General features: G+C 52.2%; 24 protein-coding genes, 2 pseudogenes and 1 other annotated feature. Of the genes and pseudogenes, 13 read left to right on the top strand and 13 right to left on the bottom strand.

Going from position 1 to position 24,542, the window contains the following annotated elements:
- The first annotated feature begins 1 nt into the window (after position 1).
- The 4 genes from OGX84_RS10410 (at position 2) to wzzB (ending at position 5,527) form a co-directional block, all read left to right on the top strand.
- Positions 2 to 1,438 (top strand): undecaprenyl-phosphate galactose phosphotransferase, encoded by a 1,437-nt coding sequence (locus OGX84_RS10410; RefSeq protein WP_012131730.1) that lies wholly within the window; start codon positions 2 to 4, stop codon positions 1,436 to 1,438.
- A gap of 149 nt (positions 1,439 to 1,587) precedes the next feature.
- Positions 1,588 to 2,994 (top strand): NADP-dependent phosphogluconate dehydrogenase, encoded by a 1,407-nt coding sequence (gnd, locus tag OGX84_RS10405; protein ID WP_047462640.1) that lies wholly within the window; start codon positions 1,588 to 1,590, stop codon positions 2,992 to 2,994.
- A gap of 236 nt (positions 2,995 to 3,230) precedes the next feature.
- A complete protein-coding gene (gene ugd, locus OGX84_RS10400) occupies positions 3,231 to 4,397 on the top strand; it encodes a UDP-glucose 6-dehydrogenase (RefSeq protein ID WP_112001938.1) in 1,167 nt (388 codons plus the stop codon).
- 146 nt (positions 4,398 to 4,543) lie between these two features.
- A complete protein-coding gene (wzzB, locus tag OGX84_RS10395) occupies positions 4,544 to 5,527 on the top strand; it encodes an LPS O-antigen chain length determinant protein WzzB (RefSeq protein ID WP_047462644.1) in 984 nt (327 codons plus the stop codon).
- Positions 5,528 to 5,606: 79 nt separating this feature from the next.
- Here the strand turns inward: wzzB and hisIE are convergent, their stop codons facing one another.
- From hisIE to hisL, 9 genes are all read right to left on the bottom strand, one after another.
- The gene (gene hisIE / locus OGX84_RS10390; RefSeq protein ID WP_047462646.1) at positions 5,607 to 6,218 is read right to left on the bottom strand and encodes a bifunctional phosphoribosyl-AMP cyclohydrolase/phosphoribosyl-ATP diphosphatase HisIE; all 612 of its coding nucleotides are present in this window, start codon (positions 6,216 to 6,218) and stop codon (positions 5,607 to 5,609) included.
- Positions 6,212 to 6,988 (bottom strand): imidazole glycerol phosphate synthase subunit HisF, encoded by a 777-nt coding sequence (gene hisF / locus OGX84_RS10385; RefSeq protein WP_012131735.1) that lies wholly within the window; start codon positions 6,986 to 6,988, stop codon positions 6,212 to 6,214. The genes hisIE and hisF overlap by 7 nt, the downstream gene beginning before the upstream one ends.
- Positions 6,970 to 7,707: a 1-(5-phosphoribosyl)-5-[(5-phosphoribosylamino)methylideneamino]imidazole-4-carboxamide isomerase gene (gene hisA, locus OGX84_RS10380; RefSeq protein ID WP_012131736.1), complete on the bottom strand. Its 738-nt coding sequence runs from the start codon at positions 7,705 to 7,707 to the stop codon at positions 6,970 to 6,972. The genes hisF and hisA overlap by 19 nt, the downstream gene beginning before the upstream one ends.
- On the bottom strand, positions 7,707 to 8,297 hold the full coding sequence (hisH, locus tag OGX84_RS10375; protein WP_071258894.1) for an imidazole glycerol phosphate synthase subunit HisH: 591 nt from the start codon (positions 8,295 to 8,297) through the stop codon (positions 7,707 to 7,709). The genes hisA and hisH overlap by 1 nt, the downstream gene beginning before the upstream one ends.
- Complete coding sequence (hisB, locus tag OGX84_RS10370) at positions 8,297 to 9,364, bottom strand: bifunctional histidinol-phosphatase/imidazoleglycerol-phosphate dehydratase HisB (protein WP_047462654.1); 1,068 nt, start codon at positions 9,362 to 9,364, stop codon at positions 8,297 to 8,299. The genes hisH and hisB overlap by 1 nt, the downstream gene beginning before the upstream one ends.
- Positions 9,361 to 10,440, bottom strand: a complete 1,080-nt coding sequence (gene hisC, locus OGX84_RS10365; RefSeq protein WP_112001939.1) for a histidinol-phosphate transaminase — start codon at positions 10,438 to 10,440, stop codon at positions 9,361 to 9,363. The genes hisB and hisC overlap by 4 nt, the downstream gene beginning before the upstream one ends.
- Complete coding sequence (gene hisD, locus OGX84_RS10360) at positions 10,437 to 11,741, bottom strand: histidinol dehydrogenase (protein ID WP_049009130.1); 1,305 nt, start codon at positions 11,739 to 11,741, stop codon at positions 10,437 to 10,439. Before hisD ends, hisC begins: the two co-directional genes overlap by 4 nt.
- A gap of 5 nt (positions 11,742 to 11,746) precedes the next feature.
- The gene (gene hisG, locus OGX84_RS10355) at positions 11,747 to 12,646 is read right to left on the bottom strand and encodes an ATP phosphoribosyltransferase (protein ID WP_024130200.1); all 900 of its coding nucleotides are present in this window, start codon (positions 12,644 to 12,646) and stop codon (positions 11,747 to 11,749) included.
- Between the two features lie 45 nt (positions 12,647 to 12,691).
- Positions 12,692 to 12,816, bottom strand: a sequence feature (His leader region).
- On the bottom strand, positions 12,792 to 12,842 hold the full coding sequence (hisL, locus tag OGX84_RS10350; RefSeq protein ID WP_001364200.1) for a his operon leader peptide: 51 nt from the start codon (positions 12,840 to 12,842) through the stop codon (positions 12,792 to 12,794). (Overlaps the previous feature by 25 nt.)
- Before the next feature lie 175 nt (positions 12,843 to 13,017).
- Between hisL and OGX84_RS10345 the strand changes: the two genes are divergently transcribed.
- From OGX84_RS10345 to OGX84_RS22805, 5 genes and pseudogenes are all read left to right on the top strand, one after another.
- Positions 13,018 to 13,842, top strand: coding sequence for an SDR family oxidoreductase (locus OGX84_RS10345; RefSeq protein WP_112001940.1), 825 nt, complete (start codon positions 13,018 to 13,020; stop codon positions 13,840 to 13,842).
- Positions 13,843 to 13,883: 41 nt separating this feature from the next.
- A pseudogene (locus OGX84_RS10340) lies at positions 13,884 to 14,868 on the top strand (LysR family transcriptional regulator).
- 161 nt (positions 14,869 to 15,029) lie between these two features.
- Positions 15,030 to 15,092 carry a membrane protein YoeI gene (gene yoeI, locus OGX84_RS10335; protein WP_099433339.1) on the top strand — a complete coding sequence of 21 codons (63 nt, stop codon included), beginning with the start codon at positions 15,030 to 15,032 and terminating at the stop codon, positions 15,090 to 15,092.
- On the top strand, positions 15,082 to 16,443 hold the full coding sequence (locus tag OGX84_RS10330; RefSeq protein ID WP_024130202.1) for an APC family permease: 1,362 nt from the start codon (positions 15,082 to 15,084) through the stop codon (positions 16,441 to 16,443). The genes yoeI and OGX84_RS10330 overlap by 11 nt, the downstream gene beginning before the upstream one ends.
- A 110-nt stretch (positions 16,444 to 16,553) precedes the next feature.
- Positions 16,554 to 16,637, top strand: a pseudogene (locus OGX84_RS22805) (hypothetical protein); the annotation flags it as partial.
- 13 nt (positions 16,638 to 16,650) lie between these two features.
- On the opposite strand, the gene sbcB reads toward OGX84_RS22805, so the two are convergent.
- Positions 16,651 to 18,075: an exodeoxyribonuclease I gene (gene sbcB, locus OGX84_RS10325; RefSeq protein WP_112001941.1), complete on the bottom strand. Its 1,425-nt coding sequence runs from the start codon at positions 18,073 to 18,075 to the stop codon at positions 16,651 to 16,653.
- Positions 18,076 to 18,299: 224 nt separating this feature from the next.
- Between sbcB and dacD the strand changes: the two genes are divergently transcribed.
- The 4 genes from dacD to OGX84_RS10305 all read left to right on the top strand — a co-directional run bounded on the left by dacD (position 18,300) and on the right by OGX84_RS10305 (position 21,898).
- Positions 18,300 to 19,472, top strand: coding sequence for a serine-type D-Ala-D-Ala carboxypeptidase DacD (gene dacD / locus OGX84_RS10320; RefSeq protein WP_115591166.1), 1,173 nt, complete (start codon positions 18,300 to 18,302; stop codon positions 19,470 to 19,472).
- Between the two features lie 248 nt (positions 19,473 to 19,720).
- Positions 19,721 to 20,188, top strand: a complete 468-nt coding sequence (gene sbmC / locus OGX84_RS10315) for a DNA gyrase inhibitor SbmC (protein WP_012131750.1) — start codon at positions 19,721 to 19,723, stop codon at positions 20,186 to 20,188.
- Positions 20,189 to 20,331: 143 nt separating this feature from the next.
- Positions 20,332 to 21,390: an FUSC family protein gene (locus OGX84_RS10310; protein WP_012131751.1), complete on the top strand. Its 1,059-nt coding sequence runs from the start codon at positions 20,332 to 20,334 to the stop codon at positions 21,388 to 21,390.
- Positions 21,391 to 21,562: 172 nt separating this feature from the next.
- On the top strand, positions 21,563 to 21,898 hold the full coding sequence (locus OGX84_RS10305) for a DUF496 family protein (RefSeq protein WP_024130204.1): 336 nt from the start codon (positions 21,563 to 21,565) through the stop codon (positions 21,896 to 21,898).
- 33 nt (positions 21,899 to 21,931) lie between these two features.
- Here the strand turns inward: OGX84_RS10305 and OGX84_RS10300 are convergent, their stop codons facing one another.
- From OGX84_RS10300 to pduV, 3 genes are all read right to left on the bottom strand, one after another.
- The gene (locus tag OGX84_RS10300) at positions 21,932 to 22,798 is read right to left on the bottom strand and encodes a GHMP family kinase ATP-binding protein (protein ID WP_047462679.1); all 867 of its coding nucleotides are present in this window, start codon (positions 22,796 to 22,798) and stop codon (positions 21,932 to 21,934) included.
- 92 nt (positions 22,799 to 22,890) lie between these two features.
- Positions 22,891 to 24,105, bottom strand: coding sequence for an acetate/propionate family kinase (locus tag OGX84_RS10295; protein WP_112001943.1), 1,215 nt, complete (start codon positions 24,103 to 24,105; stop codon positions 22,891 to 22,893).
- Entirely contained in the window at positions 24,090 to 24,542 is a 453-nt protein-coding gene (pduV, locus tag OGX84_RS10290; RefSeq protein ID WP_112001944.1) for a EutP/PduV family microcompartment system protein, read from the bottom strand. The genes OGX84_RS10295 and pduV overlap by 16 nt, the downstream gene beginning before the upstream one ends.

The following is a 24,542-nucleotide window of genomic DNA, read 5'->3' as shown; positions in this document are numbered from 1 at the left end:
CATGGATACGGATAATTTTTTGAATAAATATAATCCATTGCTATGCAAGGTTTTTCTCGCAGCATCGGATTTTATATTTTTTAACTTATCACTGGCCCTCTCTATTGGTTGTGTATACTGGATTTTTAACGATCTTTATCGTTTTATCCCCGATGCTCAACTAGAGATGCGCATAATTTCTCATGTCATCCTGAGTCTGATATGTGTGGGATGGTTCTGGGTTCGGTTGCGACATTATTCCTATCGCAAACCCTTTTGGTTTGAATTGAAGGAGATTATCCGTACTATTGTGATCTTTGCTGTTTTTGATCTGGCGCTGGTCGCTTTTTCTAAATGGCAATTTTCTCGGTATGTATGGGTCTTTTGTTGGACGTTTGCATTAATTCTGCTACCGCTTTTCCGAGCAATGACCAAACAACTTCTTAATCGTCTTGGGATTTGGAAGAAAAAGACTGTCATTATGGGTAGCGGAAGTAATGCAGTGGAAGCTTATTATGCACTGCAAAGTGAGGAAATGCTTGGCTTTGATGTTGTCGCATTTTATGACGAAGAGTGTACAGAGGCAACGCTACAGGGACTGCCGGTTCTTCAGGACCCCAATATTCTTTGGGAAATGAAGAAAACAGGCGATATTCATTTCATTGTAGCTTTTGAAATGGAAAACAGCGATAAGACCATTAACTGGTTGCGCGAACTATCGAAGAAGGACTGCCGTTCTGTCACGGTTATTCCGTCCCTGCGCGGGTTACCACTTTATAATACCGATATGTCTTTCATCTTTAGTCATGAAGTCATGTTGCTGCGTATTCATAATAATCTGGCAAAACGGACATCTCGTTTCCTTAAACGGACTTTCGATATTGTCTGTTCATCACTGATTATCTTAATTTCTTCGCCACTGCTCATTTATCTTTGGTACAAAGTTACCCGTGATGGTGGTCCGGCAATCTACGGTCATATGCGAGTAGGGCGTCACGGTAAGCTTTTCCCTTGCTATAAGTTTCGCTCAATGGTGATGAATTCGCAGGAGGTTTTACAAAAGCTCCTTGATTCCGATCCTGCTGCACGGGAAGAATGGGAGCGTGACTTTAAGTTGAAAAACGATCCGCGAATCACTCCTGTCGGTCGATTTATTCGTAAAACCAGTCTTGATGAATTGCCTCAGTTATTTAATGTGCTGAAAGGTCAAATGAGTCTGGTTGGCCCGCGTCCGATTATCTCTGAAGAGTTACCACGCTATGATGAGAATGTTGATTACTATCTAATGGCGAAACCGGGAATGACAGGGTTGTGGCAGGTAAGTGGACGTAACGATGTGGATTACGATACCCGAGTCTACTTTGACTCTTGGTATGTCAAGAACTGGTCGCTGTGGAATGACATCGCTATTCTTTTCAAAACAGTGAAGGTAGTCCTCCATAGAGATGGTGCATATTGATGTAGCAGAAACTGCATTTTATGTGCATTAAGTTCATTCTGAAGAGGACATCTATTGCTACCTTCTGGCCTCTAACCTGAGTTAACATGTTCTTCACTTTACTCGCCGCCATTTTACGGCGGGGTATCCACACCTGACAGGAGTATGTAATGTCCAAGCAACAGATCGGCGTCGTCGGTATGGCAGTGATGGGGCGCAACCTGGCGCTCAACATCGAGAGCCGTGGTTATACCGTCTCCGTTTTCAACCGCTCCCGTGAAAAGACCGAAGAAGTGATTGCCGAAAACCCAGGCAAAAAACTGGTGCCTTACTACACGGTAAAAGAGTTTGTTGAATCCCTTGAAACGCCTCGTCGTATCCTGTTAATGGTGAAAGCAGGGGCGGGCACTGATGCTGCTATCGATTCCCTGAAGCCGTATCTGGATAAAGGCGACATCATCATTGATGGTGGTAACACGTTCTTCCAGGACACTATCCGTCGTAATCGCGAACTTTCTGCTGAAGGCTTTAACTTCATTGGTACCGGCGTTTCCGGTGGTGAAGAAGGGGCGCTGAAAGGCCCATCTATCATGCCTGGCGGTCAGAAAGAGGCCTACGAACTGGTTGCGCCGATTCTGACTAAAATTGCCGCAGTTGCAGAAGATGGCGAACCTTGCGTGACCTATATTGGTGCCGATGGTGCCGGTCACTATGTGAAAATGGTTCACAACGGTATCGAATACGGCGACATGCAGCTGATCGCAGAAGCCTATTCTTTGCTGAAAGGTGGCCTGAATCTGTCTAACGAAGAGCTGGCAGATACTTTCACTGAGTGGAACAAAGGCGAGCTGAACAGCTACCTGATCGACATCACCAAAGACATCTTCACCAAAAAGGATGAAGAGGGTAAATATCTGGTTGATGTGATTCTGGATGAAGCGGCGAACAAAGGCACCGGTAAATGGACCAGCCAGAGTTCTCTGGATCTGGGCGAGCCGCTGTCGCTGATCACGGAATCCGTTTTTGCACGTTATATCTCTTCTCTGAAAGAGCAGCGTGTCGCAGCGTCTAAAGTGTTGTCGGGACCTAAAGCGCAGCTTGCGGGTGACAAAGCGGAATTTATCGAGAAAGTCCGTCGCGCGCTCTACCTTGGCAAGATCGTCTCTTACGCACAAGGGTTTTCCCAGCTGCGTGCCGCTTCTGACGAATACAACTGGGATCTGAACTACGGCGAAATTGCGAAGATCTTCCGTGCCGGCTGCATTATTCGTGCACAGTTCTTGCAGAAAATCACCGACGCATATGCAGAAAATGCGGGTATCGCTAACCTGCTGCTGGCACCGTACTTCAAGAAAATCGCGGACGATTATCAGCAAGCGCTGCGTGATGTGGTTGCGTATGCCGTGCAGAATGGTATCCCGGTTCCGACGTTCTCTGCCGCTGTTGCCTACTACGACAGCTATCGCGCAGCCGTTCTTCCTGCGAACCTGATCCAGGCGCAGCGTGACTACTTTGGGGCGCATACGTATAAGCGTACTGATAAAGAAGGCGTTTTCCATACTGAATGGCTGGAGTAATTCCTGATTCGCATCAAAAGCCCGGTGATTCGCCGGGCTTTTTTTTGTCCCTAATCTGATTGATTTATTTTTACTTCTTAATATTAACTTAATAATTAATGTTTAACCTGATAAAGAAAATCTGAATTGTTTTAGCCTTCATTGACACAATATTCATTCAGGCGTTAAAACTTTTATATCTTATCAGGATGTATAAACATCATGATGCATAATTAAGTTAATTCTGAGAGCGTGAAATGAAAATCACCATTTCTGGAACCGGGTACGTTGGTCTGTCAAACGGTTTGCTTATCGCACAGCATCACCAGGTTACCGCGTTAGACATTATTCCCGAACGTGTAGAAATGCTAAATGATCGGATATCTCCGATTGTTGATAAAGAAATACAGCAATTTTTAGCGTCCGGGAATATTAATTTTGAAGCAACCTTAGACAAGGTATCCGCCTACCAAAATGCTGATTATGTCATTATTGCAACACCAACCGACTATGATCCAAAAACAAATTATTTCAACACATCAAGTGTAGAATCGGTTATTCAGGATGTGACAGAGATTAACCCATCGGCAGTGATGGTGATCAAGTCAACGGTGCCGGTTGGCTTCACCGCAACGATGAGTAAAAAATTTAATACGCAGAATATCATTTTCTCCCCCGAGTTCCTGCGCGAAGGTAAAGCGCTTTATGATAATTTGCATCCTTCGCGGATTGTGATTGGTGAACGCTCTGAGCGTGCGGAGCGATTCGCTGCTTTGCTACAGGAAGGCGCCATAAAACAGGACATACCAACCCTGTTTACCGATTCGACGGAAGCAGAGGCGATTAAGCTTTTTGCTAATACTTACCTTGCGATGCGTGTTGCTTACTTTAATGAGCTTGATAGCTATGCGGAAAGTTTAGGACTGAATACCCGACAAATTATTGAAGGTGTGTGTCTGGATCCTCGTATTGGCAATCATTACAACAATCCTTCATTTGGTTATGGCGGTTATTGTCTGCCGAAAGATACGAAGCAACTTCTGGCGAATTATCAGTCAGTACCAAACAATATTATCTCCGCGATCGTGGATGCGAACCGGACGCGTAAAGATTTTATTGCAGATGCCATCTTGTCCAGAAAACCCAAAGTGGTGGGCATCTATCGTCTGATTATGAAGAGTGGTTCTGATAATTTCCGCGCGTCTTCAATTCAGGGGATTATGAAGCGTATCAAAGCTAAAGGTGTGGAAGTTATTATTTACGAACCGGTTATGAAGGAAACGTCGTTCTTTAATTCCCGCCTTGAACGTGATTTGAATACGTTTAAACAGCAGTCCGACGTGATTATCTCCAATCGCATGGCGTCTGAACTGCTGGATGTTCAGGACAAAGTTTATACACGCGATCTCTTTGGCAGTGATTAACCTTCTGTTATTGGGGCTACAATAGCCCCTGATTGGCTATCAAAGTATTTGAAATAATCCGTAAATTTTATCAATAATCCTATAGCATTAACGATGTTTATGACTACACTGTCTCCAGCTTAAGCATTTTCTTAGTTAGGGTACTGATGACAGTGAACAATAACAATGCTACCGGGCGCAGTAATGACCCGGAACAGATTGATTTGATTGATTTAGTGATGCAATTGTGGCGCGGAAAAATGACAATCTTTGTGTGTGTCATTGTCGCAATTCTATTGGCTGTTGGTTACATCCTGGTAGCGAAAGAGAAATGGACCTCTACCGCCATTATCACCCAGCCGGATGTGGGGCAGATTGCCACTTATAATAATGCGATGAGCGTTTTGTATGGCGATAACGCTCCGAAAGTTGCGGATATTCAGACTGGCTTTATCGGTCGCTTTAGCTCCGCCTTTTCCGCATTGTCAGCAGCTCTGGATAATCAGGAAGAACCTGAAGAATTAACTATTACTCCTTCTGTTAAGGGTCAATCATTGCCGTTGGCTGTTTCTTACGTTGGAGAGTCTGCGGAAGGGGCGCAGCGCCAGCTGGCAGAGTATATCCAGCAGGTAGATGAGAGCGTTGCGAAAGAACTGGACGCGGATCTGAAAGATAACATCAAGTTGCAGACAACTACGCTTGAGGACTCGTTAAAAACGCAGGAAGTGGTCGCGCAGGAGCAAAAAGATTTGCGTATCAAGCAAATTCAGGAAGCATTGCGTTATGCGGAGCAGGCGAATGTGATAAAGCCACAAATTCAGCAAACTCAGGATGTCACCCAGGACAGTATGTTCCTTCTTGGTAGTGATGCACTGAAATCAATGATTGAACATGAATCCACGCGTCCGCTGGTTTTCTCTGGGGCCTACTATCAGACCAAGCAAAATTTGCTGGATATCGGAAATCTGAAAATCGAAACCGCATCCATTCACGCCTACCGTTACGTCATGAAGCCGACGCTGCCGGTTCGTCGTGACAGTCCGAAAAAGGCAATTGTGCTGGTCCTGGCGGTGCTACTGGGCGGGATGATTGGTGCAGGTGTGGTGCTGGGGCGTAATGCTCTGCGCGACTACAGAGAGAAAGCGCAGTAATTTATTGTTATCCTGGATGGCTCTACGCTTATCCGACCTACAAAAAACCGGGCATTGCCCGGTTTTTTCGTATCAGAAGCTATTGATGACGCTTACGTAAATTCTCAATGACGGTCGTTAAATCAAGGTCCTGGTCCTGTAGCAGCACCAGCAGGTGGTACATCAGGTCGGAGGCTTCATTGGTCAGCTCAAAACGGTCATGTACCGTTGCGGCCAGCGCGGTCTCGACACCTTCTTCACCCACTTTCTGCGCGATACGCTTGGTGCCGCTGGCGTAAAGCTTTGCCGTGTAAGAGCTTGCCGGATCGGCAGTTTTACGCTCGGCTAACAGTTGCTCAAGTTGATACAGGAATAACCACTGATGGCTGGCATCCCCAAAGCAGCTGCTGGTGCCTTTGTGGCAGGTTGGTCCAATTGGATTGGCCAGCACCAGCAGTGTGTCGTTATCACAATCCGGCGCAATGCGGACTACCTTCAGGAAGTGGCCGGATGTTTCGCCTTTGGTCCACAAACGCTGCTTGGTTCGTGAGAAGAAAGTGACGTTGCCGCTTTCGATTGTTTTATCCAGCGCTTCAGGGGTCATGTAACCCAGCATTAACACTTCACCGGATACCGCATGTTGCACGACAACCGGCATCAATCCGTCGGTTTTTTCCCAGTCGAGCTCGCGGCGCTGTTGCTCTGTTAACATATCCTGATCTCCACGCCCTGTGCTTCCAGGTACGCTTTTAATTCACCAATATTAATAATCTGTTTGTGGAAGACGGAGGCAGCAAGCGCCCCGTCGACATCGGTATCGCGGAAGGCTTCAAGGAAGTGCTCCATCGTGCCCGCGCCGCCGGAGGCAATCAGCGGTACATGACAGACGTCACGGACTTTTTTCAGTTGCTCCAGATCGTAACCGTTACGCACGCCGTCCTGATTCATCATGTTAAGCACGATTTCACCGGCCCCGCGTTTTTGCACTTCCTGCACCCAGTCGAGAGTTTCCCACTGCGTCACGCGGGTACGGCTTTCATCGCCGGTATACTGGTTGACGTGATACTTGCCGGTTTCGGCATCAAACCAGGTATCAATGCCCACGACGATGCACTGTACACCAAAGCGGTCAGCAAGACGGGTGATCAGCGTTGGGTCGGCCAGCGCAGGGGAGTTGATGGAAATTTTATCAGCGCCGAAAGAGAGGATTTTAGCGGCGTCATCAATAGACCTGATGCCACCCGCGACACAGAATGGAATGTCGATCACTTCCGCGACGCGCGACACCCAACTCTTATCAACCACGCGCCCGTCACTGGAAGCGGTAATATCATAGAACACCAGCTCGTCTGCGCCTTCATCGGCATAGCGTTTTGCCAGCGGGACGATATCGCCGATGATTTCATGATTGCGGAACTGTACGCCTTTTACCACCTGACCATCGCGTACGTCCAGGCAAGGGATTATACGTTTTGCCAGCATTGGATGGCCTCCTTAACGGTGAATTTACCTTCCAGTAGGGCGCGGCCGACAATCACGCCGCGAACGCCCGTGCCGCGCAGAGCGGCCACGTCCTCAATCCCGCCAATTCCGCCGGAAGACTGAAAGGCGACCTGCGGATATTTCGCGCACACTTCGTCATACAGCGAGACGTTGGAACCCGCCAGCGTGCCGTCACGGGAGATATCGGTGCACAGTACATGCTTCAGGCCAACCGGCAGATAAGTCTCGACCAGCTCTTCCAGCGAAACGCCGGAGTTTTCCTGCCAGCCGCTGACGGCAACCTGTTTGTTGCCCCGATCATCAATACGCACATCCAGCGCCAGCACCAGCGCGTCAGCGCCAAAGCGCTCAAACCAGCCTTTGACCACCTCGGGAGATTTGACCGCCGTGGAGCCGACCACCACGCGGGCAACGCCTGCGTCCAGCAGCGCCGCAACATCGTCCTCAGTACGCACGCCACCACCAACCTGCACGGGCACGTTCACACCCGCGACCAGCGTTTTAATCAGCGGGATCTGCCGTCTGGCCGGATCTTTCGCCCCGGTCAAATCGACCAGATGCAGCACTTCGGCGCCCTGGGCGGCATAATCCCGCAGGCGGGGAAGGGGATCGTTACCGTAATCACGCTGCCGGGCGTAGTCGCCCTGATGGAGACGCACTACGGTGCCATCGATCAAATCTAATGCCGGAATAATCATCACATCTCCAGGAAGTTTTTCAGCAACTGCGCGCCAGCGGCACCGGAACGTTCCGGGTGGAACTGCACGCCGAAGAAATTGTCTTTTTGCACTGCCGCAGTGAAGGGTTCGCCGTAGTTGCATTGAGCAATGGTCCACGGATTGACGGGCATAGCGTAGCTGTGAACAAAGTAGAACCAGGCGCCATCTTCAATGCCCTGGAAAAGACGATTACCCGCCTGCGGGTAAACGCGGTTCCAGCCCATATGCGGGAGCGGCAGACCAAAATCGGTCATCTTCGGGACGTCCTGGTCAATAATGCCCAGAAGGTCGACGCCGTTTGTCTCTTCACTGTGGCGCCCAAGGATCTGCATGCCTAAACAAATTCCCAGAACGGGCTGAGTACAAGCCTTAATCAATTCGACAAGCTCACGCTCGCGCAACTGATCCATCGCCGCCTGGGCGGTTCCCACCCCGGGCAGGAAGAGTTTGTCAGCTTTTAAGACGACCTCCGGGTCGCGGCTGACCTGCGGATCATAACCGTGGCGCGCCACGGCGGATTTCACCGAGTTCAGGTTGGCGCAGCCGGTATCAAGGATGACGACGTTCATCACAGCACTCCTTTAGAAGAAGGCAGCGTGTCGCCTTCTACCCGAATGGCCTGGCGCAACGTGCGGCCAAACGCTTTAAACAGGCTTTCTACACGGTGGTGATCGTTTTTACCTTTGGTCTTCAGGTGCAGCGTCACGCCCATGGTGTAGGAGAGCGAGCGGAAGAAGTGTTCAACCATCTCGGTGCTCAGATCGCCCACGCGCTGATAGGTAAACTCGGCTTTATATTCCAGGTGCGGGCGCCCGGAGATATCCAGTGCGCAACGCGCCAGGCATTCGTCCATCGGCAACACAAAACCAAAGCGGTTGATGCCACGCTTATCGCCCAACGCCAGTTTTAGCGCTTCGCCCAGCGCCAGACCGGTATCTTCTACCGTGTGGTGATCGTCAATATAGAGGTCGCCCTTGACCGCAATCTCCATACGGAAACCGCCATGCGTGGCGATTTGATCGAGCATATGGTCAAAGAAGCCCACGCCGGTATTGATCTTGCTGCCGCCTTCGCGATCCAGCCACACCTTGACGTCAATCTGCGTTTCTTTGGTATTGCGCTCAACGTGGGCATAGCGGTCGCGTTTTGTCAGCTGTTCGCCAATCATCGTCCAGTTCAGGGTTTCACGGTTATAACGTAACCCGTTAATGCCCATGTTTTCAGCCAACTGGATGTCGGTAGCGCGATCGCCAATCACGTAGCTGTTGGCGCTATCCATCGCCTGTTCAGCCAGGTAACGTTCAACCAGCTTTACCTTCGGCTTACGGCAGTCGCACTCATCCGCTGGCAGGTGCGGGCAGATCAGCACTTCATCAAACAGTACGCCCTGGGAGGTGAAAACCTGCATCATCAGGTCGTGCGGGCCGTCGAAGTCTGCCTGCGGGAAGCTCTGCGTTCCCAGCCCGTCCTGGTTGGTGATCATCACCAGCTTAAAGCCGGCTTTTTGCAGCTTCAGCAGAACCGGCACCACGTCCGGTTCAAAGGCGAGCTTGTCAAAACGATCCACCTGAAAATCACTCGGTGGTTCGGCAATCAGGGTTCCATCACGGTCAATAAAAAGATACTTCTGGCTCATACTTGCTCCGCACGTAAGGCGTCAATGACGCGCTGGCTTTCTTCGCGGGTTCCAACAGTGATACGCAGACAGCCGCTTAAAGAAGGTTGTTTATTCTGATCACGTAAGATAATGCCCTGATCCCACAGAGATTTAAACACGCTATTTGACGCGGTAAAACGTGCCAGAATGTAGTTGGTTTCTGAATCGAACACCTGTTCTACGCAGGCAATCTCTTTCAGCGCATTAACCAGATACTGACGTTCCAGCAGAATCTGCGCCACACGTTCGCGCATCGCGTTGACGCCTTGCTGCGTCAACGCCTGAGCGGCAATATCGGCGACCGGCGTAGAGAGCGGGTAGGGGGCGATGACTTTCAGCAGCAGGCTGATGACCTCTTCATTCGCCAGCGTAAATCCGCAGCGCAGACCGGCGAGCGCAAAGGCTTTGGAGAGCGTGCGCAGCACCACCAGATGCGGGTATTCAGAGAGCCAGCCAGCCAGCGTCGCCTGTGGGCAGAATTCAATATAGGCTTCATCCGCCACCACAATGGCGTTGCCGCGCGTCATTTCCAGCAGAGTACGTAAATCCTGTGGATTGATAAGCTGCCCGGTCGGGTTGTTGGGGCTGCATACAAACACCACTTTAACGCCGTCGAGTTTATCGGCGATGCCCCGCAGATCCAGCTGCCAGTTTTCCAGCGTCGGAACCGTCCGGCATTCAACGCCAATAGTTTCCGCGCTGACGCTGTACATGCCGTACGTTGGCGGACAATAGAGAATCGCATCTTTCCCCGGTTCGCAGAATGCGCGAATCAGCAGTTCAATACCTTCGTCTGCGCCACGGCTGACCAGCACCTGCCCGGGGTTCACTCCGGCGTACTGCGCATAATTTTCAATAACCGCTTTTGGCTGGCATTCCGGGTAGCGGTTGAGCGTTTGCTGAGTCAGCTGAAACTCCACTGCCGTCGGGAACTCATTGGCATTCAGCCAGACATCGCCATTACCGCCCAGACGGCGAGCGGACTGGTACGGCGTCAGGTTGCGAACGTTTTCCCGGGCTAAGTCGGTGACGCTGCGGGTATTTTCAGTGCTCATGCTTGCTCCTTAAGGGCGTTAACGCGCAGGGTGACAGCATTTTTGTGGGCGGTCAGCCGTTCTGCCGCAGCCAGCGTTTCAATGGTGGATGCCAGTGCGGAGAAACCCGCCTGCGACAATTCCTGAACGGTCATGCGTTTCTGGAAATCCGCCAGACCGAGGCTGGAGCAGGTGGCGGTATAACCATAGGTCGGCAGCACATGATTGGTGCCGGAAGCATAGTCGCCTGCGGATTCCGGTGACCAGTCACCGAGAAAAACGGAACCCGCGCTGGTAATATCCTCCACCAGATCGCGCGCCTTACGGGTCTGAATGATCAGGTGTTCCGGCCCATACTGGTTCGAGATGGCGACGCACTGGGCTAAATCTTTCGTCACGATCAGACGGCTGGCGCTTAATGCCTGACGCGCCGTTTCCGCACGCGGTAACTCCGCTAACTGGCGTTCGACGGCCTCCGCGACGTTCTGCGCAATACCGGCATCCGGGGTCAGCAGGATGACCTGAGAATCCGGGCCGTGTTCCGCCTGAGAGAGCAGGTCAGACGCCACGAAATCTGGCGTGGCGCCGCTGTCGGCGATCACCAGCACTTCAGAAGGGCCGGCAGGCATATCAATTGCCGCGCCGTCGAGACGCTGGCTGACCTGGCGTTTCGCCTCGGTGACAAACGCGTTGCCGGGGCCAAAAATTTTGTCCACTTTTGGCACGGATTCGCTGCCGAACGCCAGAGCGGCAATGGCCTGGGCACCGCCGACGTTGAAGATTTCCTGCACGCCGCACAGCTGCGCAGCGTAAAGGATTTCATCCGCGATAGGCGGTGGCGAGCACAACACCACTTTTTTGCATCCGGCAATACGCGCGGGCGTAGCGAGCATTAATACGGTGGAGAAGAGCGGGGCAGAGCCGCCCGGGATATACAGGCCGACAGATGCGACAGGGCGCGTCACCTGCTGACAGCGAACGCCGGGCTGCGTTTCAACATCTACCGCCGGTAGTTTTTGCGCATTGTGGAAGGTTTCGATGTTTTTTACCGCGACCGCCATCGCCTGTTTGAGATCGTCGCTCAGACGCGCGCTGGCTGCGGCAATCTCTTCGGCGGACACTTTCAGCGCTGCGACGTTCGTTTTATCAAACTTCGCGCTGTATTCGCGCAGGGCGTCATCACCGCGTGATTTCACATTATCCAGGATCTCTGCGACGGTACGGGTAATGCTGTCGGAGGCGGAAATAGCCGGACGCATCAGCAATGCACGCTGCTGTTCAGTATTGCAGCTATTCCAGTCGATGATTGTATTAAAGCTCATGGCCGTCACTCCATCATCTTTTCAATTGGCAGCACCAGAATAGAGCTGGCGCCGAGCGCTTTCAGTTTTTCCATCGTTTCCCAGAACAGGGTTTCGCTGCTGACCATGTGCATGGCGACGCGCTGCTGATCGCCCGCCAGCGGCAGAATGGTCGGACGCTCTGCGCCCGGCAGCAACGCGATGACTTCTTCCAGACGCTCGCTTGGCGCATGCATCATGATGTATTTGGATTCACGCGCCTGAATAACGCCCTGAATACGGGTCAGCAGTTTGTCGATAAGCTGTTGTTTGGCTTCGGCCATTTCGCCGTCACGCTGGATCAGGCAGGCTTTGGAGCGGTAAATCACCTCGACTTCACGCAGACCGTTGGCTTCCAGCGTCGCTCCGGTCGACACCAGATCGCAGATGGCATCGGCCAGACCCGCACGCGGAGCGACTTCAACAGAACCGTTTAACAGACAGGATTTAAACGACACGCCTTTCTGATCCAGATAACGCTTAAGCAGGTGCGGGTAAGAGGTGGCGATACGCTTGCCGTCAAGGGAAGCCGGGCCGTCCCAGGCTTCATCGACGGCGGTGGCCAGCGAGAGGCGGCAGCCGCCGAAGTCGAGACGGCGCAGGGTGTAGTAGCGCGGATCTTCGCCCTGCGCGCGGCGGCTCAACAGTTCTTCTTCCAGAACGTTTTCCCCGATGATCCCCAGATCGACAACGCCATCCATGACCAGGCCGGGAATATCGTCATCACGCACGCGCAGAATATCAATCGGCATATTCTCCGCCATCGCAATCAGACGCTGGGTGTGCAGGTTGATTTTAATACCGCAGCGGGCCAGTAATTCGCGTGAATCATCGCTTAAACGGCCTGATTTCTGAATAGCTATGCGTAAACGGGTGTTATCTAACATTCTTTTTTCCTCTTTATCCTGTCTGAACCGGTCTGAATCGCGCACAAAAAAAAGCCCCCGGAAGAATGATCTTCCGGGGGCTTTCTCATGCGTTCATGCACCACTGGAAGATCTGAATGTCTTCCAGCACACATCGCCTGAAAGACTAGTCAGGATGATGGTGATGATGGTGGTGTTTAAATTGAACGCGTGTCATAAAATTCTCGATGAATGCTTATTCATTTGATGCCTTTTAACCTAAACCACTTTAGCGCTGGAAAGCAAGGGCTTTTTTTCATCATTAATTCATTTCATATTGAAGGTATGAATTGTCAGTCCCGGCGGGCTGGCGTAGCCTTAGATAAGATGGCGTTAAAGTCAGGAGAGAACGCATGAAAAAGGTCGCAATTGTCGGTTTAGGATGGTTAGGAATGCCGCTGGCGATGTCGCTGACGGCAAGAGGCTGGCAGGTTACTGGCACGAAAACCACGCAGGATGGCGTGGAAGCGGCCCGCATGAGCGGCATTGAGAGCTATCCGCTGCGCCTGGAACCTGAGCTGGTTTGCGAAACGGACGATCTTGATGCGCTGATGGATGTGGATGCTCTGGTCATTACGCTGCCCGCTCGCCGTAGCGGGCCGGGGGAAGATTTTTACCGCCAGGCAATACAGGAGGTGGTCGACAGCGCGCTGGCGTATCACGTTCCGCGTATCATTTTTACCAGTTCCACGTCAGTGTACGGCGATGTGCACGGCCTTGTGAAAGAGACTACGCCGCGTAATCCCGTCACGGCGAGTGGGCGCATCCTGAAGGAACTCGAAGACTGGCTGCACAATCTGCCTGGCACCTCCGTCGATATTCTGCGTCTGTCCGGGCTGGTAGGGCCAGGACGGCATCCGGGGCGTTTCTTTGCCGGTAAAACCGCGCCTGACGGCCAGCAAGGTGTGAATCTGGTCCACCTGGAAGATGTGATTGCCGCTATTACTCTGCTGTTACAGGCACCTAAAGGGGGACACATCTATAATATATGTGCGCCTTCGCATCCGGCGCGTAATGTGTTTTATCCGCAGATGGCGCGTTTGCTGGGTATGGAACCGCCGCATTTTCTGGAAAGCCAGAGTAACGATAAAGGCAAGATTATTGATGGCAGCCGGATTTGTAATGAACTCGGGTTTGAATACCAGTATCCCGACCCGCTGGTGATGCCGATGGAGTGACGCGCCAGCAGACTACCGCCAGACACCGCAAGGGGGCGAGTATGAAACCACTGCTGGACGTTCTGATGATTCTCGATGCGTTAGAGAAAGAGGGGAGCTTTGCGGCGGCGTCGGCAAAATTGTTTAAGACGCCGTCAGCGCTCAGCTATACCGTCCATAAACTGGAAAGCGATCTGAATATCCAACTGTTGGATCGCAGCGGGCATCGGGCTAAATTTACCCGCACCGGTCAGATGCTGCTGGAAAAAGGCCGGGAAGTTCTGCATACCGTGCGCGAACTGGAAAAACAGGCCATCAAACTTCACGAAGGCTGGGAGAACGAACTGGTCATCGGCGTGGACGATACGTTTCCTTTTTCTCTCCTTACTCCCCTCATTGAATCCTTCTACCAACATCACAGCGTAACGCGCCTGAAATTCATAAATGGCGTACTGGGCGGTTCCTGGGAGGCGCTGACGCAGGGGCGGGCAGATATCATCGTTGGCGCGATGCACGATCCGCCCTACGCCAGTGGTTTCGGTTTTGCGCGTCTGGGAGAGCTTGAGCAGGTTTTTGCGATTGCCCCGCATCATCCACTGGTGCAGGAAGAAGAGCCGTTGAGTCGGCGCACAATAAAACGGTTCCGCGCGATTGTGGTCGGCGATGAGACGCATCCGGCATGTTCGGCAAGCGCGCAATTGCTTGATGATCAGGAAGCTATAACGGTTTTTGATTTTAAAACCAAACTGGAACTGCAAATCAGCGGCCTGGGATGTGGGTATTTACCGCGCTATCTGGCGCAACGCTTTCTGGACAGCGGTGCGCTTATTGAGAAGAACGTGGCGGCGCAGATCGTGTCGGAGCCGGTGTGGATGGGCTGGAACGAACAGACGGCCGGACTGGCCAGCGCGTGGTGGCGAGATAAAATTTTAGCAAATAGTGCTATTGCTGGCGTCTATACAATGGGGGATGCTGGGAAATCAAACAGTTAATAAAAAATATTTTTTGACGGGGCTCTCATTCTCTTGTCATTTCGCCTTAATTTAGTGCACAATGCGCCGCTTGCAAAAAATGACATTAACCGACGTTTTAATACGCGTCGGTTATTTTTTTGCATCAAACCAATCATTCAATAAAAGAGGCCGGGCTTCGTACCGGATAGATACTTACTAAAAACCGACAGTTGTTGTCGCTGAGGAATCCAGAAAATGGGGCAATTTTTTGCTTACGCGACGGCATTCGCCGTAAAGGGGAATGACCATGTCGCATAACGTTACTCCAAACACCTCTCGCGTGGAATTGCGTAAGACGCTTACGTTGATTCCGGTTGTAATGATGGGTCTTGCCTATATGCAGCCGATGACGCTGTTCGATACATTTGGTATCGTCTCAGGCCTCACTGACGGTCACGTTGCGACGGCGTATGCCTTTGCGCTGATCGCGATTCTTTTTACTGCGTTGAGCTACGGTAAACTGGTGCGTCGTTTCCCGTCCGCTGGCTCCGCGTACACTTACGCCCAGAAATCCATCAGCCCGACCGTAGGCTTTATGGTGGGCTGGTCATCGCTGCTGGACTACCTGTTCATGCCGATGATCAACATTCTGCTGGCGAAAATTTACTTTGAAGCGCTGGTGCCGACAGTGCCGTCGTGGATCTTTGTGGTGGCGCTGGTGGCCTTTATGACCATCTCTAACCTGCGCAGCATCAAGACCGTCGCTAACTTCAACACCCTGATTGTTATTCTGCAAATGGGGATTGTAGCGGTGATCGTCGGCCTGATTATCTACGGTGTGTCTCACGGCGAAGGTGCGGGTACGCTGGTAAGTTCCCGTCCATTCTGGTCTGAAGGCGCGCACGTTGTGCCGATGATTACCGGTGCGACAATCCTGTGCTTCTCGTTCCTCGGCTTTGACGGAATCTCTTCTCTGTCTGAAGAGACCAAAGACGCGGAGCGCGTTATTCCGCGCGCGATTTTCCTGACGGCGCTGATTGGCGGCCTGATCTTTATCGCGGCGTCTTACTTCCTGCAACTGTACTTCCCGGATATTTCGCGCTTTAAAGACCCGGATGCATCACAGCCTGAAATCATGCTGTACGTTGCGGGTAAAACCTTCCAGTGGGGCGTGCTGATTTTCTCCAGCGTGACCGTACTGGCATCCGGTATGGCGGCACACGCGGGCGTTTCCCGTCTGATGTACGTCATGGGTCGTGACGGCGTATTCCCGACGCGTTTCTTCGGCTACGTTCATCCGAAATGGCGTACTCCGGCGTGGAACGTGCTGCTGGTTGGCGCGATCGCACTGCTGGCGATTAACTTCGATCTGGTTACGGCGACGGCGCTGATCAACTTCGGTGCGCTGGTGGCGTTTACCTTCGTGAACCTCTCCGTGATTTCCCAGTTCTGGATCCGTGAGAAGCGCAACAAAACGCTGAAAGACCACTTCAACTATCTGGTTCTGCCGGTGTGCGGCGCGCTGACTGTTGGCGCACTGTGGATCAACCTGGAAGAAAGCTCAATGACTCTGGGTCTGATCTGGGCGGGTATTGGCCTGGTGTATCTGGCTTGCGTGACCAAAAGCTTCCGCAATCCGGTACCGCAGTACGAAGATATCGCACAGTAATGAAATGACCTTTCACAGGTAAAAAACCGGAGACATGTTCTCCGGTTTTTTTATGCAAAAATCTGTAGGCCGGATAAGGTCATCGGCCGTCCTTCGGCACAACGCCAACGCCTGATGGCGCTTCGCTTATCAGGCCTACGGCTGCCTATTTTTGTAGGCCGGATAAGGCGTTTACGCCGCCATCCGGCAAAAGCGACGCGTGGCTCCTCAGACAATCTCTTCTGCGTACTGCCAGAGTGATTTCAGCAATGCCAGTTTCTCTTTGTCGTCAGCATATTGCTGATACAGCATCTGTAACTCTTCCGCATACCGTTGCAAAAACTCTGGCGTAAACACCTGACGACGATGCTCCAGCCAGCGTTGCTGTTCGGTTTCATCCAGCGTCCCCGGGAAGTTACGGGCGCGATAGTTAAACAGCAGTTTTTCAATCCGCTTATCGACAAACGTAATATCCAGCGCGGGCAAATTGCGCGGTTCGGTTTCCAGCACGATTTTCATGGCGGCACGATCGGCGTCGCTGAAAAAGCCATTGTATAGCTGCGCATCAACGTTTTCAGACGGCGTAAACGGCTCGGCCTCAGCGAAGATTGCCACAACCTTATCGCGTAACTGCGGATTATCGCGCAGCACTTTCAGGTTATCGAGGCAGTGCTGACGGTTAATCCCCAGGCGATCGGCATCCTCCGGGCGGAGCGTATTAGCCTGAGCCAGTACCGGGCATTTATTGATGTGTACCAGTTTTACCGGAACTGCGGCGTTATCGCCGAGATCGGCTTTAGCGGTATATAACCGCTCGCGCAGGGTATCGCTGTCCAGCTCCAGTAATGGCGACATATCGCCCGCCAGATCCACCATAATGACCGCGTTGCGGTTTTCTGGATGCCAGGCCAGCGGCGCAACCCAGCTGGTGTTGCCGCGCCAGGCGCCAAACATACCGGAGATATGTACTAGCGGTTTCATTTGCGGCACATCGATCAACGCCGCCAGTTTATGTTTGTTGCGATGCGTGTAAAGGTAGTCAAACAGACGCGGCTGGCGCGACTTCACCAGTTGCGCCATAGCGATGGTGGCGTACACGTCTGCCATTGCATCGTGCGCGTTGGCATGTTCGATCCCGTTGGCTTTGGTCAAGTGCTCAAGGCGGAAGCTGGGCAATCCGTCGTCATTTTCCGGCCAGTTTATGCCTTCCGGGCGCAGGGCATAGCAGGCGCGCATCACATCCAGCAAATCCCAGCGCGAGTTGTCGTGCTGCCAGCTCCAGGCATAGGGATCGTAGAAGTTGCGATACAAAATGTTACGCGTGACTTCATCATCAAAACGGACATTGTTGTAGCCGACGACACAGGTCTTTGGCACGGTGAACAGTGAATGAATACGTCTGGCAAAGTCGGCTTCGTTCTCTCCTTTGTCGCGCGCTTCCTGCGGCGTAATCCCGGTGATGAGCACAGCGCCTGGCTGAGGCAGGTAATCATCGGCGGGCTTGCAGTAAAAGACTTCAGGTTCGCCAATAATATTAAAGTCGCTATCCGTGCGGATGGCGGCAAACTGTGCGGGTCTGTCCAGCGCCGGGTGAGTCCCGAAGGTTTCGTAGTCATGGAACAGGAAGGTAGGGTGCTGCTTGCCGTCATTCATTGTTCAGTTCTATCCGTTACTGTGCGTTTGCGCGGTTCTGCGCAGCAGGGTATCAAATCCTGGCGGTGTTATCAGCTTCTGAGTCGTTATTGGGAGCGTTAAGGTTACACTGTCCGGCACTGCATAGAAAAACGTGCGTTATGTCACATTTTCTTGCAATTTATCCCTGTTTGTTTATCAGAACTTCCGTAAAAAGAACGGCAAATTATGACTTTCCTGAGGAAATAGTGTTGAAACGCCGTTTGTTTATTGCCGCTTCACTTCTCGCGATGAATCTTTCTTCCGCTCTGGCTGCCAATGTGCCAGATTTTTCTCCCCAGCCTCCGGCCATTCAGGCAGGGTCATGGGTACTTATGGATTACACCACGGGGCAAATTCTGACCGCAGGTAATGAACATCAGCGGCGTAACCCGGCCAGCCTGACCAAGCTGATGACCGGCTATGTTGTCGATCGCGCTATCGACAGCCATCGTATTAGCCCGGACGATATCGTAACCGTTGGACGTGATGCCTGGGCCAAAGACAACCCGGTGTTTGTGGGATCTTCATTAATGTTTCTGAAACAAGGGGAGCGCGTTTCGGTTCGGGATCTCAGCCGGGGGCTGATTGTTGACTCTGGAAACGATGCCTGCGTTGCGCTGGCGGATTACATCGCCGGAGGGCAACCGCAGTTCGTCGCCATGATGAATCACTACGTTGAAACCCTGAAATTGCAGGATACCCATTTTGAAACGGTACACGGACTGGATGCGCCAGGCCAGCACAGCTCAGCCTATGATCTGGCGATATTGTCCCGCGCCATTATTCACGGTGAGCCTGAGTTTTATCATATGTACAGTGAAAAGAGCCTGACATGGAACGGTATTACCCAGCAGAACCGTAACGGACTGCTGTGGGATAAAACCATGAATATCGACGGGTTGAAAACCGGCCATACCTCCGGCGCGGGTTTTAACCTGATTGCCTCCGCCGTGGACGGGCAGCGTCGTCTTATCGCCGTTGTGATGGGCGCGGAAAGCGCGAAAGGGCGCGAAGATCAGGCACGTAAGTTGTTGCAGTGGGGACAGCAAAATTTCGATACGGTACAAATTTTACGCAGTGGCAAACAGGTTGGCACGGAACGTATCTGGTACGGCGATAAAGAAAATATTGCTCTGGGCACCGAGCAGGATTTCTGGATGGCGCTGCCGAAAACCGAAATTCCGCATATTAAGGCCCGGTATGCCCTTGATAAAAAAGAACTTGAAGCCCCTATTGCCGCACATCAGCGGGTTGGTGAAATTGAGCTATACGATCGGGATAAACTGGTGGCGCACTGGCCTCTGGTGACGCTGGAGTCTGTTGGCAAAGGCGGCGTTTTTTCCCGACTGAGCGATTACTTCCACCATAAGGCGTAACCCCCTTTTCTGACACGGCAGACTGGTAAGAGTGCGAGTCTGCTCACATACTCATCATGATTTCCTTGTGACCTTTATATGCAAAATCTTATGCTGTGTTTATATACAGTATAAGATTTGCCGGAGGGGACATCGCTTCCTTATCCGGCGCTGACTTCAATGCATTATGGAACACCGTCGACCTGATACGCGCAGCGCCATCGGGTCGACGGTGTGCTATCAGTCTCAGTGAAACTATCGGAGGCAGTATGGACTACGAAATCAGGCAGGCAGAGAAGCGTAATATCGCCGGTTTTCACATGGTCGGCCCGTGGGAAAAAACGGTGAAGCAAGGTTTTGAACAACTTATGATGTGGGTTGACGGGAATCAGGTTGTTCCGCTCGAATGGATCGCGGTTTACTACGATAATCCAGATGAGGTTCCGGCGGAAAAACTCCGCTGCGATACGGTGGTGTCTGTCCCGGATAATTTCACCATTCCGAAAAATAGCGAAGGCGTCATCCTGACGGAGATCGCCGGCGGGCAGTATGCGACAGCGGTGGCGCGCGTTGAGAATCATGATTTCGCGACGCCCTGGTATCAGTTTTTCAATAGCCTGTTACAGGACAATCACTACCAGATAGCGGCTAAACCGTGTTTTGAGGTCTATCTTAACAATGGAACGGAAGACGGGTACTGGGACATTGAAATGTATGTACCCGTACAGTCGAAATAGCCCTGTGTAAATTGTACGCAGTACCCGGCGGATAGGCGTCGTGACGGGGCAGTTTACGTGCGAGTCCTGTCCGCTATAGTGATATTTTCGCTGCAAAAGCGGGTACAATTCGTTTTTTGGTCATTTCCAGACGGAGTGCGTGAGTGCGGGCTGATAAATCGCTGAGTCCCTTTGAAATTCGTTTATATCGCCATTATCGTGTTGTACACGGCATTCGCATTGCGCTGGCGTTTATTCTCACTTTCCTGCTGGTTCGACTGTTCAACATCCCGGAAGGCACCTGGCCGCTGATCACACTGGTCGTCATTATGGGGCCGATCTCCTTTTGGGGGAACGTGGTTCCCCGTGCGTTTGAGCGCATCGGCGGCACGATTCTGGGGTCGGTATTAGGTCTTGTAGCGTTACGTCTGGAGCTTTTTTCCCTCCCGCTGATGTTGATCTGGTGCGCTGCGGCAATGTTCTTGTGCGGTTGGCTGGCGTTAGGGAAAAAGCCGTATCAGGCTCTGTTGATCGGCATCACGCTCGCCGTGGTGGTAGGCGCGCCGGCAGGCGACATGAACACGGCATTGTGGCGCGGCGGGGATGTTATTTTAGGTTCGCTGCTGGCGATGCTGTTCACCGGCATCTGGCCGCAACGCGCATTTTTACACTGGCGCATTCAGATGGCGCATTGTGTGACGGCGTACAATCGGGTCTATCAGGCCGCGTTGTCGCCAAATTTGTTAGAGCGTCCCCGGCTGGAGAAGCATTTACAGAAACTGCTGAGCGACGTCGTCAAAATGCGTGGGCTGATTACGCCAGCCAGTAAAGAAACCCGCATTCAAAAGTCGATATTCGAAGCGATTCAAACCGTGAACCGCAATCTGGTCTGTATGCTTGAGCTGCAAATTAATGCGCACTGGGCATCTCGTGCCAGCCATTTTGTGATGCTGAATGCGCATACGCTGCGCGAAACGCAGCAAATGACGCAGCAAACGTTGCTCACCATCGCCCATGCGCTGTTCGAAGGCAACCCACAACCGGTACTGGCAAACACGGAAAAACTCAATGAGATTGTCGCGGAGCTGCGCCAGTTGATAAACGAGCATCATGGCAATACCGTGGCTGAAACGCCTATTCATGGCTATGTTTGGCTAAGTATGGAGACGGCGCGGCAACTGGAGCTGCTCTCCCATTTGATCTGCCGGGCATTGCGCAAATAAAAAGCAGATGACGCTCGTGATTCGGCTGCTGCTTCGATTCAGCACCGATTAAGGGTATGATACTGAAAAAGGATAAAACCATTGTCATCTGCAACGGCTAAAAGTAATGTTTACCCTAACGTATAGCGGTTGCTTAAACGAATCCGAATCTCACATTATCAGGGGTGTAAAAATGGAAACCAACAAGCCTTCTTTCCAGGACGTACTGGAATTTGTTCGTCTGTTCCGCCGTAAGAACAAACTGCAACGTGAAATCCAGGACGTTGAGAAAAAGATCCGTGACAACCAGAAGCGTGTTCTGCTGCTGGACAACCTGAGCGATTACATCAAGCCAGGTATGAGCGTTGAAGCGATCCAGGGCATCATCGCCAGCATGAAGAGCGACTATGAGGACCGCGTTGATGATTACATCATCAAAAACGCAGAAATTTCTAAAGAACGCCGCGACATTTCTAAAAAGCTGAAAGCGATGGGCGAAATGAAAAACGGCGACGCAAAAGCAGAGTAACAGCCTGTGGCAGTGGGGAACACCGCGAGTTCCTCACTGCAATTCAACCCCGCCAGTGACCATCTTCAGCAAATGCTGATCGGGCCAGTGTTCCGTCAGTTTTCGTTGTGCGAGTTCCCACTTAATATGGTCAACGTCATGGCGCTGCCTGTCCAGCATCAGCCCGACAACGCTTCCGCTGTGCGCCACATTCAGACCGTATAAATCACAGGCTTCCACCAGCGCCAACAGGGCATCAAAGCCTGGCTTTGGTAACAGTTGTTGGCTGGCGATAGCGCTGAGCGTGGCGGCTTCCCCCATCCGACGAGGGTTTTGCGTTATGCAGGCTTCCTGCACTCTCTCCCATGCCTGCTGCAACATCGCCGCCCCCGCATGCAGACGTTCCAGTCGGGGGATGCGGTGATAATCTGCCGTGCGCAACGTTATTGGGCTTTCGAGGACTAAAAGATCAAGCTGTGGCTGCGCTTCACAAGCCATTTGCGTAGAGGCGTCATTGTGATCGAAAAGCGTCAGTTGACGGAAAATGGTGCTGTCGGTGGGTTCAAGCGAAACACACAGATGTGCAAGCGTGGGTTCATCCAGCGTATGCCCCAGATGGTGTGCGGTTGCGACCGCCGTTGCCGCGATATCTGCGGTACTGCTGGCCATTCCTTTGGCGACGGGAATGGTGGAATGCACTGCGATCCGAATCTCCTGGCTCCACTGCGCAGGGTAGCGCCAGTATTCCAGTAGCCGATTGACCATTGCGCGTGAAAGGGGGCGCTCATCCGCAAGGGGAGCGCCCGAGCTTACTTCCACTGTGCTGTACCATTCGACAGGGCAGGAGACCAGTTTCTCACTGCCCAGAATCCAGCCCTGGATAAGTTCTCCGCATGACGCGGGGCATTGCGCAACAGCCACGTTTTCACCTTTCTGGTCAGCAATCCTCGGCGCATAGTGTCACGGCGATTGCGCTATTACCATGATTTTCCGCAAGTTGCAGTCGGGCAAAATCAGGCGGAAACGTCAAATGTGACCTTGTCACTTAACGCAATCCGCATCACATCTTGTGCGATCATAAGCTCTTCATTGGTATTAATGACCGCCACTTTCACCACTGCGTTTTCTGCCTGAATAAACGTAGCGTTGCGCAGGTTTTTTTCCTCATCAATACTCAGCCCCAGGAAATGCAGATTATGACAGACTGCCGCTCTGGCACGGGCGGAGTTTTCGCCGATTCCACCGGTAAAAATGAGCGCATCCAGACCGCCCATTTGCATGATATAACTGCCGATTGTCGCGCGAATGCGCTCAGCGAATAGCGTAAGCGCAAGCGCCGCCCGGCGATTTCCGCCATCGGCGGCCTGCTCAACGTCGCGGTAATCATGCGAAACGCCGGAAATGCCCAGCAGCCCCGACTCATTGTTTAATAAATAATTAAGCTGCTGGGGCGTTTTCCCTTCACGTTCTGCAATCCAGGGCAGAATGGAGGGATCGATGTCTCCGCTACGGGTTCCCATCATTACGCCTGATTGCGGCGTAAATCCCATTGATGTATTGATGGATTGCCCCCCTTTGATAGCGCAAATGCTGCTGCCATTACCCAGATGGCAGCAAATAACGCGTAAGGCGCTGAGCGGGACGCCCAGTCTTTCAGCTAATGCCGTGCTGACATATTTATGGCTGGTACCGTGAAAACCATAGCGGCGAATACCCAGCTCGGCGTAATAACGCCAGGGCAGAGGGTAAATATAGGCCGACTCGTCCAGCGTCTGGTGAAAGGCGGTATCGAATACGGCCACAGAAGGCGTTGAGGGTAACAGCTGGCGAAAAATATGAATACCGAGCACGTTAACCGGGTTATGCAACGGGGCCAGTTCGGCAAGACGCTCAATTTGAGCGAGCGTTTCATCGGTCACGCGCGCCGAATCCTTAAAGAACTCTCCGCCGTGCGCCACGCGATGACCCACGCCGTCAATATCCTGTAAGGTATTAATGATGTGATGACTGAGGAGCTTATCCAGCAGCAGGGTAACGGCTTCGCGGTGATCGGCGATGGGGGCCGTTTCCTGCCATTTTTGCGCGGATGTTTTCATTGTGACTCTGGCGTTCGCCATTCCGATACGTTCGATTAATCCCTGGCAGATCATTTCGCCCTGCGGCATTGCCAGCAACTGGAATTTTAGCGACGAGCTACCGGCGTTAATCGCCATTATTTTGTGAGACATAAGGGTTCCTTAGCACTCAGAAAAACAAACATTTCATCAATCCCGGATTTCATCAGCGCGCTGGTGACAAAAATTTTCTGCGCACCGGCTTGAATCAGCCTGTTCTCCACGCATGAGATACGTGACGAATCCGCCAAATCAGATTTGGTGACGATCCCGATAACGGGTCTGTTCATTGGGCCGGTAAAACCGGGGGAGAAGGGCGACCACGGCGCATCGGCATTAAGAACCAGCGCGATAATGTCAGCTTCACAGGCGCTTGCCAGCAGCGCGCTATACAGACAGCGGTTCTCCAGATATTCGCCCGGCGTATCGATTGTGCCGGGCGACCAGACAATAGCCTGTGTTTTCTGGTAATGAAGCGCTTCGCCGTTCAGACTCTGTGTAAGAGAGGTTTTCCCGCACTGGCTGGGGCCGATTAACATAATGCGTTTCAT

It is taken from the genome of Citrobacter sp. CK202 (assembly GCF_030333225.1).
Taxonomy (GTDB): Bacteria; Pseudomonadota; Gammaproteobacteria; order Enterobacterales; family Enterobacteriaceae; genus Citrobacter_B; species Citrobacter_B koseri.
Note: the sequence above shows the minus strand (reverse complement) of the source record. Positions and strands in the feature narration are given on the sequence as shown.

Coding starts and splice junctions, on each gene's coding strand:
- hisA (WP_012131736.1), bottom strand. CDS start 7,707: ATGATTATTCCGGCATTAGATTTGATCGATGGCACCGTAGTGCGTCTC.
- gnd (WP_047462640.1), top strand. CDS start 1,588: ATGTCCAAGCAACAGATCGGCGTCGTCGGTATGGCAGTGATGGGGCGC.
- sbcB (WP_112001941.1), bottom strand. CDS start 18,075: ATGAATGACGGCAAGCAGCACCCTACCTTCCTGTTCCATGACTACGAA.
- OGX84_RS10305 (WP_024130204.1), top strand. CDS start 21,563: ATGGAAACCAACAAGCCTTCTTTCCAGGACGTACTGGAATTTGTTCGT.
- hisD (WP_049009130.1), bottom strand. CDS start 11,741: ATGAGCTTTAATACAATCATCGACTGGAATAGCTGCAATACTGAACAG.
- hisB (WP_047462654.1), bottom strand. CDS start 9,364: ATGAGCCAGAAGTATCTTTTTATTGACCGTGATGGAACCCTGATTGCC.
- hisC (WP_112001939.1), bottom strand. CDS start 10,440: ATGAGCACTGAAAATACCCGCAGCGTCACCGACTTAGCCCGGGAAAAC.
- wzzB (WP_047462644.1), top strand. CDS start 4,544: ATGACAGTGAACAATAACAATGCTACCGGGCGCAGTAATGACCCGGAA.
- hisH (WP_071258894.1), bottom strand. CDS start 8,297: ATGAACGTCGTCATCCTTGATACCGGCTGCGCCAACCTGAACTCGGTG.
- ugd (WP_112001938.1), top strand. CDS start 3,231: ATGAAAATCACCATTTCTGGAACCGGGTACGTTGGTCTGTCAAACGGT.
- OGX84_RS10410 (WP_012131730.1), top strand. CDS start 2: ATGGATACGGATAATTTTTTGAATAAATATAATCCATTGCTATGCAAG.
- sbmC (WP_012131750.1), top strand. CDS start 19,721: ATGGACTACGAAATCAGGCAGGCAGAGAAGCGTAATATCGCCGGTTTT.
- hisF (WP_012131735.1), bottom strand. CDS start 6,988: ATGCTGGCAAAACGTATAATCCCTTGCCTGGACGTACGCGATGGTCAG.
- hisIE (WP_047462646.1), bottom strand. CDS start 6,218: ATGTTAACAGAGCAACAGCGCCGCGAGCTCGACTGGGAAAAAACCGAC.
- OGX84_RS10295 (WP_112001943.1), bottom strand. CDS start 24,105: ATGTCTCACAAAATAATGGCGATTAACGCCGGTAGCTCGTCGCTAAAA.
- hisG (WP_024130200.1), bottom strand. CDS start 12,646: ATGTTAGATAACACCCGTTTACGCATAGCTATTCAGAAATCAGGCCGT.
- OGX84_RS10345 (WP_112001940.1), top strand. CDS start 13,018: ATGAAAAAGGTCGCAATTGTCGGTTTAGGATGGTTAGGAATGCCGCTG.
- pduV (WP_112001944.1), bottom strand. CDS start 24,542: ATGAAACGCATTATGTTAATCGGCCCCAGCCAGTGCGGGAAAACCTCT.
- OGX84_RS10330 (WP_024130202.1), top strand. CDS start 15,082: ATGTCGCATAACGTTACTCCAAACACCTCTCGCGTGGAATTGCGTAAG.